This is a genomic window from Enterobacter cloacae complex sp. P27C (genome assembly GCF_014895705.1).
GTDB classification, from domain to species: Bacteria; Pseudomonadota; Gammaproteobacteria; order Enterobacterales; family Enterobacteriaceae; genus Enterobacter; species Enterobacter bugandensis.
The window spans coordinates 364,072-379,395 of the sequence record NZ_JADBQB010000005.1; the positions used below are offsets into that span (position 1 = coordinate 364,072).

General features: G+C 57.2%; 14 protein-coding genes and 1 other annotated feature. Of the genes, 9 read left to right on the top strand and 5 right to left on the bottom strand.

Features of this window, described 5'->3' with window-relative positions; all coding sequences use genetic code 11:
* Window positions 1–32 precede the first annotated feature (32 nt).
* On the bottom strand, window positions 33–2,630 hold the full coding sequence (topA, locus tag IM291_RS12850; protein WP_192987040.1) for a type I DNA topoisomerase: 2,598 nt from the start codon (window positions 2,628–2,630) through the stop codon (window positions 33–35).
* A gap of 399 nt (window positions 2,631–3,029) precedes the next feature.
* Between topA and IM291_RS12855 the strand changes: the two genes are divergently transcribed.
* Entirely contained in the window at window positions 3,030–3,281 is a 252-nt protein-coding gene (locus tag IM291_RS12855) for a YciN family protein (RefSeq protein ID WP_003856804.1), read from the top strand.
* A gap of 34 nt (window positions 3,282–3,315) precedes the next feature.
* On the opposite strand, the gene sohB is transcribed toward IM291_RS12855, so the two are convergent.
* Window positions 3,316–4,362, bottom strand: coding sequence for a protease SohB (sohB, locus tag IM291_RS12860; RefSeq protein ID WP_150144038.1), 1,047 nt, complete (start codon window positions 4,360–4,362; stop codon window positions 3,316–3,318).
* A gap of 251 nt (window positions 4,363–4,613) precedes the next feature.
* Between sohB and IM291_RS12865 the strand changes: the two genes are divergently transcribed.
* Both IM291_RS12865 and cobO read left to right on the top strand, forming a co-directional pair.
* Complete coding sequence (locus tag IM291_RS12865) at window positions 4,614–5,375, top strand: YciK family oxidoreductase (protein ID WP_028013406.1); 762 nt, start codon at window positions 4,614–4,616, stop codon at window positions 5,373–5,375.
* Window positions 5,372–5,962 carry a cob(I)yrinic acid a,c-diamide adenosyltransferase gene (gene cobO / locus IM291_RS12870; protein ID WP_049001070.1) on the top strand — a complete coding sequence of 197 codons (591 nt, stop codon included), beginning with the start codon at window positions 5,372–5,374 and terminating at the stop codon, window positions 5,960–5,962. Before IM291_RS12865 ends, cobO begins: the two co-directional genes overlap by 4 nt.
* A gap of 35 nt (window positions 5,963–5,997) precedes the next feature.
* On the opposite strand, the gene rluB is transcribed toward cobO, so the two are convergent.
* The 3 genes from rluB to rnm form a co-directional block, all read right to left on the bottom strand.
* Complete coding sequence (gene rluB / locus IM291_RS12875) at window positions 5,998–6,873, bottom strand: 23S rRNA pseudouridine(2605) synthase RluB (RefSeq protein WP_028013408.1); 876 nt, start codon at window positions 6,871–6,873, stop codon at window positions 5,998–6,000.
* 97 nt (window positions 6,874–6,970) lie between these two features.
* Complete coding sequence (locus tag IM291_RS12880; protein ID WP_003856793.1) at window positions 6,971–7,591, bottom strand: L-threonylcarbamoyladenylate synthase; 621 nt, start codon at window positions 7,589–7,591, stop codon at window positions 6,971–6,973.
* Window positions 7,588–8,469 (bottom strand): RNase AM, encoded by an 882-nt coding sequence (rnm, locus tag IM291_RS12885; protein WP_028013409.1) that lies wholly within the window; start codon window positions 8,467–8,469, stop codon window positions 7,588–7,590. Before rnm ends, IM291_RS12880 begins: the two co-directional genes overlap by 4 nt.
* Before the next feature lie 139 nt (window positions 8,470–8,608).
* Here rnm and trpL point away from each other — a divergent pair, with 139 nt between their 5' ends.
* The 6 genes from trpL (at window position 8,609) to trpA (ending at window position 15,281) form a co-directional block, all read left to right on the top strand.
* Window positions 8,609–8,653: a trp operon leader peptide gene (gene trpL / locus IM291_RS22110; RefSeq protein WP_106993556.1), complete on the top strand. Its 45-nt coding sequence runs from the start codon at window positions 8,609–8,611 to the stop codon at window positions 8,651–8,653.
* Window positions 8,630–8,723: a sequence feature (Trp leader region), on the top strand. Its footprint overlaps the gene before it by 24 nt.
* Before the next feature lie 25 nt (window positions 8,724–8,748).
* Window positions 8,749–10,311 carry an anthranilate synthase component 1 gene (locus tag IM291_RS12895; protein WP_192987042.1) on the top strand — a complete coding sequence of 521 codons (1,563 nt, stop codon included), beginning with the start codon at window positions 8,749–8,751 and terminating at the stop codon, window positions 10,309–10,311.
* Window positions 10,311–11,906 (top strand): bifunctional anthranilate synthase glutamate amidotransferase component TrpG/anthranilate phosphoribosyltransferase TrpD, encoded by a 1,596-nt coding sequence (trpD, locus tag IM291_RS12900; protein WP_028013411.1) that lies wholly within the window; start codon window positions 10,311–10,313, stop codon window positions 11,904–11,906. Before IM291_RS12895 ends, trpD begins: the two co-directional genes overlap by 1 nt.
* Before the next feature lie 3 nt (window positions 11,907–11,909).
* Window positions 11,910–13,268 carry a bifunctional indole-3-glycerol-phosphate synthase TrpC/phosphoribosylanthranilate isomerase TrpF gene (trpCF, locus tag IM291_RS12905; protein ID WP_192987044.1) on the top strand — a complete coding sequence of 453 codons (1,359 nt, stop codon included), beginning with the start codon at window positions 11,910–11,912 and terminating at the stop codon, window positions 13,266–13,268.
* A 10-nt stretch (window positions 13,269–13,278) separates the two neighbouring features.
* Window positions 13,279–14,472 carry a tryptophan synthase subunit beta gene (trpB, locus tag IM291_RS12910; RefSeq protein WP_028013413.1) on the top strand — a complete coding sequence of 398 codons (1,194 nt, stop codon included), beginning with the start codon at window positions 13,279–13,281 and terminating at the stop codon, window positions 14,470–14,472.
* Window positions 14,472–15,281: a tryptophan synthase subunit alpha gene (gene trpA, locus IM291_RS12915; RefSeq protein ID WP_153655730.1), complete on the top strand. Its 810-nt coding sequence runs from the start codon at window positions 14,472–14,474 to the stop codon at window positions 15,279–15,281. Before trpB ends, trpA begins: the two co-directional genes overlap by 1 nt.
* The last annotated feature ends 43 nt before the right edge of the window (window positions 15,282–15,324 follow it).

Consider the following 15,324-nt stretch of genomic DNA (forward strand, 5'->3'; position numbering starts at 1 on the left):
CCCTTTCACGGGTAAGCTACGGTAAAGAAAGATTATTTCTTGCCTTCAACCCATTTGCCATCGACAAAGAAGGCGGACCATCCGGTCGCTTTACCCTCTTTCTCTGCCGCAACGTACTGCTGCTTCGTTTTACGGCTAAAACGGACCACCGTCTTATTGCCTTCAGGATCCTGCTGTGGCGCATCGGCCAGATAACGCAGCTTCTCAGGCAGACGATCGCGGAAGCGATGCAGCTCTTCCACCAGCGGGGCGCGCGTTTCACGCGATTTCGGGAAGGTGTTGGCGGCCAGGAAGACACCTGCGGCACCATCACGCAGCACGAAGTACGCGTCGGATTTTTCACACGGCAATTCTGGCAGCGGAACCGGATCTTCCTTCGGCGGAGCAACCTCACCATTGCGCAGAATTTTGCGCGTGTTCTTACACTCGTCGTTGGTGCAGGCCATGTACTTACCGAAACGCCCCATTTTCAGGTGCATTTCAGAGCCACACTTCTCGCACTCCACAATCGGACCGTCATAGCCTTTAATGCGGAACTCACCCTCTTCGATCTCATACCCGTCGCACGTTGGGTTGTTACCACACACGTGCAGCTTACGTTTAGGATCGATCAGATAGCTGTCCATCGCCGTGCCGCATTTTTTGCAGCGGCGTTTCGCGCGCAGGGCGTTGGTTTCCGCATCATCACCTTCCAGCACGTTGAGAACTTCGTTCTCCGGCACCAGGTTGATGGTTGTTTTGCAGCGCTCTTTTGGTGGCAGCGCATAGCCTGAACAGCCAAGGAACACGCCCGTTGTCGCAGTACGGATCCCCATCTTGCGGCCGCAGGTTGGGCAGTCGATGCTGGTCAGAACCATCTGGTTAGGCAGCATGCCGCCCTCTTCAGGATCTTTCTCCGCTTTCTCAAGCTGGTTGGTAAAGTCACTGAAGAAGCTATCGAGAACCTTCTTCCACTCCGCCTTGTGACTGGCCACTTCGTCGAGGCTGTCTTCCATCTGCGCGGTGAAGTCGTAGTTCATCAATTCGCGGAAGTTAGCTTCCAGACGGTCAGTGACAATCTCACCCATTTTTTCGGCATAGAAACGGCGGTTCTCTACGCGAACGTAACCGCGGTCCTGAATGGTCGAGATGATTGACGCGTAGGTTGACGGACGCCCAATCCCGCGTTTTTCCAGCTCTTTAACCAACGACGCTTCACTAAAGCGCGCAGGCGGCTTGGTGAAGTGCTGGGCCGGAACCAGGTCGACAAGCGACAACTCGTCGCCTTTGTTTACCGCAGGCAGCGTACGGTCTTCATCACCTTTACGCAGCGCAGGCATCACTTTCGTCCAGCCGTCGAAACGAAGAATACGACCGCGTGCCTTGAGGCGGAAGTCGCCCGCGCCAACGGTCAGCGTAGTGGAATCATATTTCGCTGGCGTCATCTGACACGCGACAAACTGACGCCAGATCAGCTGATACAGCTTCTGGGCGTCGGCTTCCATATCCTTCAGCGACTCGGCTAAAACAGAGACATCAGAGGGACGAATCGCTTCGTGCGCTTCCTGAGAATTCTCTTTGCTGGCGAACTGGTTGGCGCTTTCCGGCAGGTATTTTTTACCGAAGTTGTCGCTGATGTAGCCGCGCACCATGTTCACCGCGTCCTGGCTCAGGTTCGTTGAGTCAGTACGCATGTAGGTGATGTAACCCGCTTCATACAAGCGCTGGGCCATCATCATGGTTTTCTTCACGCCGTAACCCAGACGGGTGCTCGCCGCCTGTTGCAGTGTGGACGTGATAAACGGCGCGCCAGGCTTGCTGCTGGTCGGCTTATCTTCACGTTCCAGTACCTGATAGCGCGCTTTTTCCAGCAGCGCCACGGCGGCCATGGTCTGATCGCGGTTTTCAGGACGGAAAGGCGTATCGTTGTGATGGCTTACCTGCAGCGGCAGCGCATCACCGCCCGGGGTGGTGACATTGGCGTCAACTTCCCAGAACTCTTCCGGCACGAAGGCTTTAATTTCGCGTTCACGCTCAACGACAAGACGCACGGCTACAGACTGCACGCGTCCTGCAGACAGGCCGCGGGCAATCTTTTTCCACAGCAGTGGAGAAACCATGTAGCCCACAACGCGGTCCATAAAGCGACGCGCCTGCTGGGCGTTCACACGGTCGATATTCAGCTCGCCCGGCTTCTCAAACGCCTGACGAATCGCATTCTTTGTAATTTCGTTAAACACTACGCGGCTGTAGCGTTTGTCATCCCCGCCGATCACTTCCCGCAGGTGCCACGCAATGGCTTCCCCTTCGCGGTCAAGGTCGGTTGCGAGATAGATGTGGTCTGCTTTTTCAGCCAGCTGCTTCAGCTCGTTAACGACTTTTTCTTTCCCGGGCAGCACTTCATATTGTGCATCCCAGTTGTGCCATGGGTTAACACCCATGCGGTTGACAAGCGCGCTACGTTCATCCTTTTTAGGCTTTTTAGCCCCTTTGGTGGAGGTAGAGTCTGCGCTCTTTTTGCTGGCTGAGCCACTGGTCGGCAAATCGCGGATGTGACCAACGCTGGACTTAACCACGTAGTCATTACCCAGATACTTATTGATCGTTTTGGCTTTTGCCGGGGACTCAACGATGACGAGAGCTTTACCCATATTCACCTTTACCTAATTTAATTCTTCCAGGAATACGCCGCACGTTGATTTCCCTTCCGCTGACGACGAGCCAATGATATTGCGACTGCGTCAGGGGATATCAACCCCTATGTCTTACCGAACGTCAGAATGGCGACATCCAGGTCATTGAGTTTTCGGGTATTTTTCTCACATCTCGTATAATTCGTGACGAATTCCCGGTCGAATGTCAAGCAATTCTGTTGCCAGAATGACGAAAGCGCACACTCTACCTGATAAAATTCGTTACGCAACTTTATTAGCATGCAAAAGCAAATCCCGCCAACCTGCCCTCTGCATCTTATCCCCTCACATTACAGGGAAAATTTGCCCCCAAAGCGCCCCCGGCGTAGACTATTGTCACTGTTTAAGGAGTGGATTATGCAGAATACGACCCAACCCATTGACCGAGCCTCTCTGCTTATCGAAGCAAACAAGCTTATTCGTGACCATGAAGATACGCTGGCAGGCATTGAAGCCACCGGCGTTGAGCAACGTAATGGCGTGCTGGTTTTCAGCGGCGAATACTTCCTTGACGAGCAGGGGTTACCGACCCCGAAAAGCACTGCCGTGTTTAATATGTTTAAATACCTGGCGCATACGCTTTCAGAGAAATATCACCTGGTCGATTAATGCAAAACGCGAGGCATATGCCTCGCGTTTTTGTTTACAGCAGCGGTTTTTGTCCGCGCTGTAGCCAGCGAAGCAGCAGGCGGTCCGCGCTTTCCGCCGCACTGTTGGTAAAGCGGTCCATCAGCCGTTTGCGCTGTGTAAAGCGCACGCCTACCAGTTCCCTGCCTTCCATCAGGTTGAGCAGCAGGTCATCACTGGTACCTACTTCATCCACCAGCCCTTTTTCCTGCGCCTGGATGCCGTACCAGTGCTCACCGGTCGCCACCTGTTCAATATCCAGCGTTGGGCGCATGCGATGTACGAAGTCTTTAAAGAGATGGTGAGTTTCATTCAGATCTTCACGGAATTTTTGGCGCCCCTCTTCCGTGTTTTCCCCCAGCAGCGTCAGGGTGCGTTTGTACTGACCCGCAGTGTGAAGTTCGATATCAATCTCTTTATTTTTCAGGAAGCGGTTAAAGTTAGGGATCTGTGCGACCACGCCAATCGAACCTATGATGGAAAACGGCGCCGCAACGATTTTGTCCGCCACGCAGGCCATCATATAGCCGCCGCTCGCCGCGACTTTATCTACCGCCACGGTAAGTGGGATCTGCTTCTCGCGCAGACGCTGCAGCTGTGAAGCGGCCAGCCCGTAACCGTGTACCACCCCGCCCGGGCTCTCAAGACGCACCACTACCTGATCCTGCGGCGTTGCCACGGCCAGAACCGCAGTCACCTCTTCGCGCAGCGAAGCGACTTCATGCGCATCCATGCTGCCTTTAAAATCGAGCACATAGACGCGGGGTTTTGCGTCGCCCTGCGGCGTCTCGAGCTTTGCCTTCGCCTTCGCGGCTTTGGCTTCCTGCTTGTGTTTTTTCTTCTGGGCTTTCAGCCAGAGCTTCTGCTGATGGCTATCGAGCAGCGAGAGGGACATCTCTTCCTGCATCTCTTTATACTGCTCGCTCAGGCGGGTGATGCGTAACTCCCCACGCTGACGCTTGCGCTGCGTCAGGTTGACAATCAGAACGGCAACCACGGCAATGGCAATCACCACCGTCGCGATTTTGGCCAAAAACAACCCATATTGAGAAAGTAATTCCACGCGTTCCACCTTGATTTAACCACGAATCTTTCACGGCAGTGTACAACAGCCCTGCCCCTGCGTCTCGCCCGTGACATTACCTCTGCGAGCCGTCTTCAGGAATCCCCGCGCTGCGGTTTAAATATTTGCAAATTGTTAATTTTGCAGCAATGCGTCCTGTAGACTGATTGAATTCTCACGCTAATTCGGGCATAAAGCCGAAAAGTCATTATGAAGGCGTGATTGAGACCCCGTGCGCCTGAGGAGTCACCGTGCATTATCAACCGCAAAAAAACCTGCTGCAGAACCGAATCATTCTTGTCACCGGCGCCAGCGATGGTATTGGTCGCGAAGCGGCCCTGACGTACGCTGAATATGGCGCAAGCGTAATTCTGATTGGGCGTAACGAAGAAAAGCTCAAAGGGGTCGCTCAGGAAATTGAGGCCGCAGGCGGGACACCTGCCCCCTGGTACACGCTCGATTTGCTGACATGCACCCCAGCGCTCTGCCAGGAGCTTGCTCACCGTATCAGTACCCACTACCCACGTCTTGACGGCGTACTGCACAACGCCGGTTTGTTAGGTGAAGTGCGTCCAATGGATGAACAGGATCCTGAAATCTGGCAGCAGGTGATGCAGGTTAACGTTAATGGTACTTTTTTCCTCACGCAGGCCTTGCTTCCTTTATTACTCAAATCCGAGTCTGGATCTCTGGTCTTCACCTCTTCCAGCGTAGGCCGCGAGGGACGCGCAAACTGGGGGGCTTATGCTGTCTCAAAATTCGCGACCGAGGGCATGATGCAGGTGTTGGCGGATGAGTATCAGAGCCGCCATCTGCGCGTAAACTGCATTAATCCGGGGGGTACGCGCACCAGCATGCGCGCCAGCGCGTTCCCGACGGAAGATCCGCTGAAGCTGAAAACCCCGGCAGACATTATGCCGCTCTATCTCTGGCTGATGGGCGACGACAGCCGCCGCAAAACCGGAATGACCTTTGATGCCCAGCCGGGCCGCAAACCGGGAATTTCGCAATGAGTGAAGAACGTCATCAGCAGCGACAGCAGCGTCTGAAGGAACAGGTTGACGCGCGCGTCGCGGCAGCTCAGGAGGAGCGTGGGATCGTCATCGTTTTTACCGGCAACGGCAAAGGCAAAACTACTGCCGCGTTTGGCACCGCTACGCGCGCCGTCGGCCACGGGCAAAAAGTGGGGGTCATCCAGTTTATCAAAGGGGAATGGCCCAACGGTGAGCGTAATTTGCTTGAACCTCACGGCGTTGAGTTTCAGGTGATGGCGACCGGGTTTACGTGGGATACGCAGAACCGGGAAACCGATACCGCAGCCTGTCTGGCCGTCTGGGAGCACGCTAAAAGAATGCTGGCCAATCCCTCGCTGAATATGGTGCTACTGGATGAGATCACCTATATGGTCGCCTACGACTACCTGCCGCTGGAGGAGGTGCTGGATGCACTGAAGAGCCGCCCTGCGCACCAGACTGTTATCGTTACAGGTCGTGGGTGTCATCGTGAGATTCTGGAGCTGGCAGATACCGTCAGCGAGTTGCGTCCGGTCAAGCATGCGTTTGATGCAGGCATCAAAGCACAAATTGGCATTGATTACTAAAGAAAAAGCCCGGTGAGTTCACCGGGCTTTTTCAATTAACCGTTGTTATTCCGGCTGCCAGAGCGACGATTGCTGTTCACCTGGCTGTGGCGTTTCACCGCACGACGGATCTGATTCGCCTTCATACGACGACGATCTTTCTCCACCGCCACTTTAGAGGTGGTTTCCGGCGTCAGGCCAACCAGCTCGCGCAGGTAGTTAGTCTGGGTAAGATCCAGCTCGGTATAACCACCGCGCGGCAGACCTTTCGGCAGCAGAATGTCGCCGTAGCGAACGCGGATCAGGCGGCTAACCTGCACGCCTACCGCTTCCCACAGACGACGCACCTCGCGGTTACGGCCTTCGGTCAGGGTCACGTTGTACCACTGGTTAATCCCTTCACCACCGGTAAATTTGATGGTTTTGAACGCCGCAGGGCCGTCTTCCAGCTGCACGCCACGCGACAGATCGCGCAGTTTATTTTCGTCGACCTGGCCGAAGACGCGAACGGCGTATTCACGCTCAACTTCACGGCTTGGGTGCATCAGACGGTTTGCCAGTTCACCATCGGTGGTGAACAGCAGCAGACCGCAGGTGTTCACGTCCAGACGCCCCACCGCAATCCAGCGGGCGCCGCGCAGTTTTGGCAGACGGTCAAACACCGTTGGACGACCTTCCGGGTCGTTGCGCGTACACAGCTCGCCTTCCGGCTTGTAATACGCCAGCACGCGGCAGATCTGTTCCGCGGACTCTTTCACGGAGATAAGATGACCGTCAATGCGGATCTTGAGCCCCGGTACGATTTCTACGCGGTCACCCAGCGTGGCGATTTTACCGTCCACACTCACGCGGCCCGCTTCAATAATGGCTTCGATTTCACGGCGTGAACCGTGGCCGGCGCGCGCCAGCACTTTCTGTAACTTCTCGCTCATTGAGCTTCCTCAGGTGTCGCCTTCACAGGCGTCGAATCAGGTCAAAAGCAGAGCCGAGCCCTGCTTTGATGGCCGCGTAGTATATCTGCTTACACCTTTACAAGAAAGGCTTAACATCACCCACGCCTTCACGAATCACTTCAGGCGCGTCTTCGGTCAGATCCACAACGGTAGTCGGCTGCTGGCCGAGATAACCGCCGTGAATAATCAGCTCCACCACCTTCTCCAGACGATCTTTTATCTCCTCCGGATCGGACTCGGTAAACTCGCTGCCCGGCAGCATCAGTGAGGTAGAGAGCATCGGCTCGCCGAGGGTTTCCAGCAGCGCCTGGGCAATCGGGTTCGACGGCACGCGCATGCCGATAGTCTTACGCTTTTCCTGCAGCAGGCGGCGCGGGACCTCCTTCGTCCCTTTCAGAATGAAGGTGTAGTTACCCGGCGTGTTGTTCTTGATCAGGCGAAACGCCACGTTGTCGACATACGCATAGGTCGACAGCTCAGAGAGATCGCGGCACATCAGGGTAAAGTTATGGCCGTCCGGCAGCTGACGAATACGGCAAATGCGTTCCATCGCTCCTTTATCTTCAATTTTACAGCCCAGCGCGTAGCCGGAATCGGTCGGGTAGACTATCACGCCGCCTTTGCGGACGATCTCCACGGCCTGGTTAATCAGACGTGGCTGCGGATTGTCCGGATGGATATAGAAAAACTGACTCATACTTCCCTCTCTTCAATTTGCTGCGGCTGCTCCCAGAGCTGCCAGACCGGCTCAACGCCAGCGGGTAGCCAGAGCTTGCGTCCCAGCTCGATCCACGCGCAGGGCTGGTGGAAATCAGAGCCCTGTGACCCTAGCAGGCCAAACTGGCGGGCGTAAGTCGCGAGCTGCGCGCGCTCGTTGGGCGCCTGCTGACACTGGGCGACTTCCATCGCCTCGCCACCGCATTCGGCAAAGTGCGCCAGCAGCCGTTTCAGCCATTTAGCAGAAAGATTATACCGTCCCGGATGGGCCAGCACGGCCTTACCGCCAGAATGATGAATGACATCAATAGCTTGTTTTATTGTACACCACTGTGGCGGAACGTATCCGGTTTTCCCGCGCGCCAGATACTTTTTAAAGACATCCGCCATGGTCGTCGCTTTGCCCGCTTCAACCAGAAAGCGGGCGAAATGACCGCGGGTGACCGCCCCGCCGTTCGCCAGCTTTTGCGCACCTTCCAGCGCGCCCGGAATATGCGCCTTCTCCAGACGCTCGCCGATCATCTCCGCGCGCTGGTTGCGGCGCGTTTTTTGTTCTTGCAAAAAGGCAAGAAGTGCCGGATGTTCTATATCAATGTTCAGGCCAACGATATGAATCTCATGGTTTTCCCAGACGGTCGATATCTCGACGCCGGGCACCAGATTCAGCGCCAGCCCGCTGCGGGCAATCTCGGCGCGCGCTGCCGGAATGGCGTCGGTGGTATCGTGATCGGTTATCGCCAGCGTGCCGACACGCATTTCAACCGCGCGATGAACCAGGGCTTCGGGTGTCAGCAGGCCATCAGAGGCCTGAGTATGGCTGTGTAAATCATAAATAATCGCGTAGGTGGTATCGCTCAAAGCACTTCCCATAACAGGTTGGAGACATCCGAAAACGCCATGATACCGACTTAACGTGAAATTCTGAAATCAAGGGTTGACAATACGCCATCGAACTAGTTAACTAGTACGCAAGTTCACACGAGAAAGGTATCTGAAAATGACAGCACATTTCACTCTGCACGGTTGGTGGCGCACTTCCTGATCTTCGGGCAGTGTCACGCATCTGCGAAATGCAAACAGATACCCGCCCGCTACCCAGCGGGCTTTTTTTTGAACAGAATAAATGAGAATCACAACATGCAAACAGCCAAACCTCATCTCGAACTGTTGACCTGCGAGGCGGTCTATCGCCACAACCCGACCGCGCTGTTTCATCAGGTGTGCGGCGCGCGTCCGGCGACGCTGCTGCTGGAGTCTGCGGATATCGACAGCAAGGACGATCTGAAAAGCCTGCTGCTGGTCGACAGCGCGCTGCGCATTACCGCGTTAGGTGACACCGTCACCATTAAGGCGCTCTCTGATAATGGCGCATCGCTGCTGCCGCTGCTGGATGCGGCTCTGCCCGCGGGCATCGACAATGAACGTCACCCGGACCTGCGAATTCTGCATTTCCCGCCGGTAAGCCAGCTGCTGGACGAAGACGCGCGCCTCTGCTCGCTGTCCGTGTTCGATGCCTTCCGCCTGCTGCAAAATCTTGTCACCGTGCCGGAAGATGAGCGCGAAGCAATGTTCTTCGGCGGGCTGTTTGCTTACGACCTGGTCGCCGGTTTTGAAGATTTGCCGGAAACCGAGCAGGGCAACCGCTGTCCGGACTACTGTTTCTACCTGGCCGAAACCCTGCTGGTGATCGACCATCAGAAAAAATATACCCGCATCCAGGCAAGCCTGTTCACGCCGTCTGCGTCTGAGAAAAACCGCCTTGAGCATCGCATCGCTCAGCTCCAGCAGCAGATGACGGAAGCGCCGCCTGCACTGCCGGTACAGCACATGGAAAAAATGACATGCGACGTTAACCAGACCGACGATCAATACGGGGCCGTGGTTCGCCAGATGCAAAAGGCTATTCGCGCCGGGGAGATTTTCCAGGTTGTGCCGTCCCGCCGTTTCTCGCTGCCCTGCCCGTCACCGCTGGCGGCTTACGACGTGCTGAAGAAGAGCAACCCGAGCCCATATATGTTCTTTATGCAGGACAATGATTTCACGCTGTTCGGCGCCTCGCCGGAAAGCTCGCTGAAGTACGACGCCACCAGCCGCCAGATTGAGATCTACCCGATTGCGGGCACCCGTCCGCGTGGCCGTCGTGCCGATGGCTCGCTGGACCGCGATCTGGACAGCCGCATCGAACTGGAAATGCGAACCGACCACAAGGAGCTCTCCGAACACCTGATGCTGGTTGACCTGGCGCGTAACGACCTGGCGCGCATTTGCACCCCGGGCAGCCGCTACGTGGCAGACCTGACCAAAGTTGACCGTTACTCCTTCGTGATGCACCTGGTCTCCCGCGTGGTGGGTGAACTGCGCAGCGACCTCGACGTGCTGCACGCCTACCGCGCCTGCATGAATATGGGCACCCTGAGCGGCGCACCGAAGGTACGCGCCATGCAGCTTATCGCCGAAGCGGAAGGACGTCGGCGCGGGAGCTACGGCGGCGCGGTAGGTTACTTCACCGCACACGGCGACCTTGATACCTGCATCGTGATCCGCTCCGCCTACGTCGAAGACGGTATTGCCACCGTTCAGGCCGGCGCCGGGATTGTTCTTGACTCTGTTCCGCAGTCTGAAGCTGACGAAACCCGCAGTAAAGCACGCGCGGTATTGCGCGCCATCGCTACCGCACACCACGCACAGGAGATTTTCTGATGGCTGACATTCTGCTGCTCGATAACATCGACTCCTTTACCTATAACCTGGCAGATCAGCTGCGTGCGAATGGTCACAACGTCGTTATCTACCGCAACCACGTTCCGGCTCAGACCCTGATTGACCGTCTGGCGACCATGCAAAACCCGGTACTGATGCTCTCTCCGGGGCCGGGCGCGCCGAGCGAAGCGGGCTGTATGCCCGAACTGCTGACCCGCATGCGCGGCAAGCTGCCGATTATCGGTATCTGCCTTGGTCACCAGGCAATTGTGGAAGCTTACGGCGGTTACGTCGGCCAGGCGGGCGAGATCCTGCACGGTAAAGCCTCCAGCATTGAACATGACGGCCAGGCAATGTTTGCCGGGCTGCCGAATCCGCTCCCGGTCGCGCGCTATCATTCGCTGGTCGGCAGCAACATTCCGGCCGGGCTGACCATCAACGCCTCGTTTGAAGGGATGGTGATGGCGGTACGCCACGATGCGGATCGCGTCTGCGGGATGCAGTTCCACCCAGAATCTATTTTGACATCCAATGGCGCCCGCCTGCTGGAGCAGACCCTTGACTGGGCGTTGCAGAAGCTGGAGCAGACTAACACCCTGCAGCCGATTCTGGAAAAACTGTATCAGGCCCAGACCCTGAGCCAACAGGAGAGCCACCAGCTTTTTTCCGCCGTCGTGCGCGGCGAGCTGAAGCCCGAGCAGCTGGCGGCGGCGCTGGTGAGCATGAAAGTGCGCGGCGAAAGCCCGCAGGAGATCGCCGGTGCGGCCACCGCGCTGCTGGAAAATGCCGCTCCGTTCCCGCGCCCGGACTATCAGTTTGCCGATATCGTCGGGACCGGTGGCGACGGCAGCAACAGCATCAATATTTCGACCGCCAGCGCCTTTGTGGCGGCGGCCTGCGGCCTGAAGGTGGCCAAGCACGGTAACCGCAGCGTCTCCAGCCGTTCAGGCTCGTCCGATCTGCTGGCCGCGTTTGGCATCAATCTGGAGATGAATGCCGAGCGTTCGCGTGAAGCGCTGGACGATTTGGGCGTCTGCTTCCTGTTTGCGCCGAAATATCACACTGGTTTCCGCCACGCGATGCCGGTTCGTCAGCAGCTTAAAACCCGCACGCTGTTTAACGTACTCGGCCCGCTGATCAACCCGGCCCATCCGCCGCTGGCATTAATTGGCGTTTACAGCCCTGAGCTGGTCCTGCCGATTGCCGAGACGCTGCGCGTGCTGGGTTACAAACGCGCCGCCGTGGTGCACAGCGGCGGAATGGATGAAGTTTCGCTGCATGCGCCGACGCTGGTGGCCGAGCTTAACGATGGTGAAGTACTCAGCTATCAGCTTGAGGCGTCTGATTTCGGCTTAACGCCGTACCATCAGGAAGCGCTGGCAGGCGGTACGCCGGAAGAAAACCGTGACATTCTGACGCGCTTACTACAAGGTAAAGGTGAGGCCGCTCATGAGGCCGCCGTGGCTGCCAACGTCGCCATGCTGATGCGTTTGCACGGTGAGGAAGACCTGAAGGCCAATGCTCAAAAAGTTCTGGATGTACTGCGCTCCGGTGCAGCTTACGATCGCGTTACCGCACTTGCGGCAAGAGGGTAAAGAATGCAGACCGTTTTAGCGAAAATCGTTGCCGATAAGGCCATCTGGGTGGAAGCACGCAAAGCAGAGCAGCCGCTTGCCAGTTTCCAGAATGACGTCGTTCCAAGCAGCCGTCGTTTCTATGACGCCCTGCAGGGTGCACGTACCGCCTTTATTCTGGAGTGTAAAAAGGCCTCTCCCTCAAAAGGCGTTATTCGTGACGATTTCGACCCGGCGCGTATCGCCGGTATTTATAAGCATCATGCGTCGGCAATCTCCGTGCTGACGGATGAGAAATATTTCCAGGGCAGCTTCGATTTTCTGCCGATCGTCAGCGGCATCGCACCGCAGCCGATCCTGTGCAAAGACTTTATTATCGACCCGTATCAGATCTGGCTGGCGCGTTTCTACCAGGCCGATGCCTGCCTGCTGATGCTTTCGGTGCTCAACGACGAGCAGTATCGCCAGCTCTCTGCAGTGGCGCACAGCCTGAACATGGGCGTGCTGACCGAAGTGAGTAACGAAGAAGAGCTCGAGCGCGCCATCGCGCTGGAAGCCAAAGTGGTCGGCATCAACAACCGCGATCTTCGCGACCTGTCGATTGACCTGAACCGCACCCGCCAGCTGGCGCCGCGTCTGGGTGCGGGCGTCACGGTGATCAGCGAGTCCGGCATTAACAGCTACGCCCAGGTGCGCGAGCTGAGCCACTTCGCCAACGGTTTCCTGATTGGCTCCGCCATGATGGAACATGACGACCTCAATGCGGCGGTGCGTCGCGTGCTGCTGGGTGAAAACAAAGTCTGCGGCCTAACCCGCGAACAGGATGCGCTGGCCGCGTATGAGGCTGGAGCAATCTATGGCGGTTTAATCTTCGTCGACACCTCTCCTCGGGCAGTCAATGAGGAACAGGCCCGCAAGGTAATCGCGGCGGCCCCGCTGAGCTATGTTGGCGTGTTCCGTAATGCGGATGTCGCAGACGTTGTGGCAAAAGCCGACGCGTTATCCCTGAGTGCCGTTCAGCTCCATGGCGATGAAGATCAGGCGTATATCAATGCCCTGCGCGACGCGCTGGCACCGCAGGTTCAAATCTGGAAAGCACAAAGCGTGGGCACCACCCTGCCCGCACGTAATCTTCACCACGTTGACAAATACGTGCTCGACAACGGCCAGGGCGGCACCGGACAACGTTTTGACTGGTCGCTGCTGAACTGCGAAAAGCTGGACAACGTCCTGCTGGCGGGCGGACTAAGCCCGGATAACTGTGTGGAAGCCGCGAAAACCGGCTGCGCAGGCCTCGATTTCAATTCAGGCGTAGAGTCGCAACCGGGTATCAAAGATGCCAGCAAGCTGGCCTCGGTGTTTAAAACTCTGCGTGCATATTAAGGAAGAGAAGATGACGACATTACTTAACCCGTATTTTGGTGAATTCGGCGGGATGTACGTTCCGCAAATCCTGATGCCCGCGTTGCGCCAGCTGGAAGAAGCGTTCGTGAGCGCGCAGAAAGATCCGGCGTTTCAGGCGGAGTTTACCGACCTGCTGAAAAACTACGCCGGGCGTCCAACCGCGCTGACCAAATGCCGCAACCTGACCGAAGGCACCAAAACCACGCTGTATCTTAAGCGTGAAGACCTGCTGCACGGCGGCGCGCATAAAACTAACCAGGTGCTGGGCCAGGCGCTGCTCGCGAAGCGTATGGGTAAAACCGAAATCATCGCCGAAACTGGCGCGGGCCAGCACGGCGTGGCTTCTGCGCTCGCCAGCGCCCTGCTCGGCCTGAAGTGCCGCATCTATATGGGTGCTAAAGACGTTGAGCGTCAGTCGCCGAACGTATTCCGTATGCGCCTGATGGGTGCGGAAGTGATCCCGGTGCACAGCGGTTCTGCGACGCTGAAAGATGCCTGTAACGAAGCGCTGCGCGACTGGTCCGGCAGCTACGAAACCGCGCACTATATGCTCGGCACCGCGGCAGGTCCTCACCCGTTCCCGACCATCGTGCGCGAATTCCAGCGCATGATCGGTGAAGAGACCAAGGCGCAGATCCTTGAAAAAGAGGGTCGCCTGCCGGATGCAGTCATTGCCTGCGTCGGCGGCGGGTCTAACGCCATCGGCATGTTTGCCGATTTTATCGACGAAACCCGCGTAGGGCTGATTGGCGTCGAGCCTGCCGGTCATGGGATTGAAACCGGCGAGCACGGCGCGCCGCTGAAGCATGGCCGCGTGGGGATCTACTTCGGCATGAAAGCCCCGATGATGCAGACCGATGAAGGGCAGATTGAAGAGTCTTACTCAATTTCTGCCGGACTGGACTTCCCGTCCGTTGGGCCACAGCACGCGTTCCTGAACAGCACGGGGCGCGCGGACTATGTCTCCATTACCGATGACGAAGCGCTGGAAGCCTTCAAAACGCTGTGCCGCAGCGAAGGGATCATCCCGGCGCTGGAGTCTTCTCACGCGCTGGCGCACGCGCTGAAAATGATGAAAGAGAACCCGGAAAAAGAGCAACTGCTGGTGGTGAACCTTTCCGGTCGCGGTGACAAAGATATCTTCACCGTCCACGATATTTTGAAAGCACGAGGGGAAATCTGATGGAACGCTACGATAACGTATTTGCTGAACTGAAATCCCGCCAGGAAGGCGCGTTCGTCCCCTTCGTTACGCTGGGCGACCCCGGCCCTGAGCAGTCTCTGAAGATTATCGACGCCCTGATTGAAGCCGGCGCCGACGCGCTGGAGCTGGGTATTCCGTTCTCCGATCCGCTGGCGGATGGCCCGACCATCCAGAACGCCACCCTGCGCGCCTTTGCGGCAGGCGTGACCCCAACCCAGTGCTTTGAAATGCTGGCGGCGATCCGCCAGAAGCACCCGACCATTCCGATTGGCCTGCTGATGTACGCCAACCTGGTGTTCAACCGTGGTGTTGACGAGTTCTATGCCGAATGCGCGCGAGTTGGTGTCGACTCGGTCCTGGTAGCAGACGTGCCCGTGGAAGAGTCCGCGCCGTTCCGCCAGGCTGCGATGCGTCACAATGTCGCCCCTATTTTCATCTGCCCGCCTAACGCGGACGATGAACTGCTGCGCCAGATAGCCTCTTACGGACGCGGGTATACCTATCTGCTTTCGCGCGCGGGCGTGACCGGCGCCGAGAATAAAGCGGCCCTGCCGCTGCATCATCTGGTGGAAAAGCTGGCCGAGTACCATGCCGCGCCGCCGCTGCAGGGCTTCGGGATCTCCTCTCCGGATCAGGTCACCGCGGCAATTGAGGCGAAGGCGGCGGGTGCCATCTCCGGCTCCGCGATTGTGAAGATCATCGAGAAGAACGTGGACAAGCCCGAGCAGATGCTGGCCGAGCTGAAGGCGTTTGTGACTGCCATGAAGGCGGCGACGCGTAAAGCCTGACCCCTCCACCGTCTGGCAACCCTGCCAGACGGTTACTCCTCCT

Bases quoted from the DNA above. Each gene is read 5' to 3' on its own strand.
- IM291_RS12895 (WP_192987042.1), top strand. From the start codon at position 8,749: ATGCAAACAGCCAAACCTCATCTCGAACTGTTGACCTGCGAGGCGGTC.
- trpA (WP_153655730.1), top strand. From the start codon at position 14,472: ATGGAACGCTACGATAACGTATTTGCTGAACTGAAATCCCGCCAGGAA.
- trpB (WP_028013413.1), top strand. From the start codon at position 13,279: ATGACGACATTACTTAACCCGTATTTTGGTGAATTCGGCGGGATGTAC.
- trpCF (WP_192987044.1), top strand. From the start codon at position 11,910: ATGCAGACCGTTTTAGCGAAAATCGTTGCCGATAAGGCCATCTGGGTG.
- cobO (WP_049001070.1), top strand. From the start codon at position 5,372: ATGAGTGAAGAACGTCATCAGCAGCGACAGCAGCGTCTGAAGGAACAG.
- IM291_RS12880 (WP_003856793.1), bottom strand. From the start codon at position 7,591: ATGAGTCAGTTTTTCTATATCCATCCGGACAATCCGCAGCCACGTCTG.
- rluB (WP_028013408.1), bottom strand. From the start codon at position 6,873: ATGAGCGAGAAGTTACAGAAAGTGCTGGCGCGCGCCGGCCACGGTTCA.
- topA (WP_192987040.1), bottom strand. From the start codon at position 2,630: ATGGGTAAAGCTCTCGTCATCGTTGAGTCCCCGGCAAAAGCCAAAACG.
- IM291_RS12855 (WP_003856804.1), top strand. From the start codon at position 3,030: ATGCAGAATACGACCCAACCCATTGACCGAGCCTCTCTGCTTATCGAA.
- trpD (WP_028013411.1), top strand. From the start codon at position 10,311: ATGGCTGACATTCTGCTGCTCGATAACATCGACTCCTTTACCTATAAC.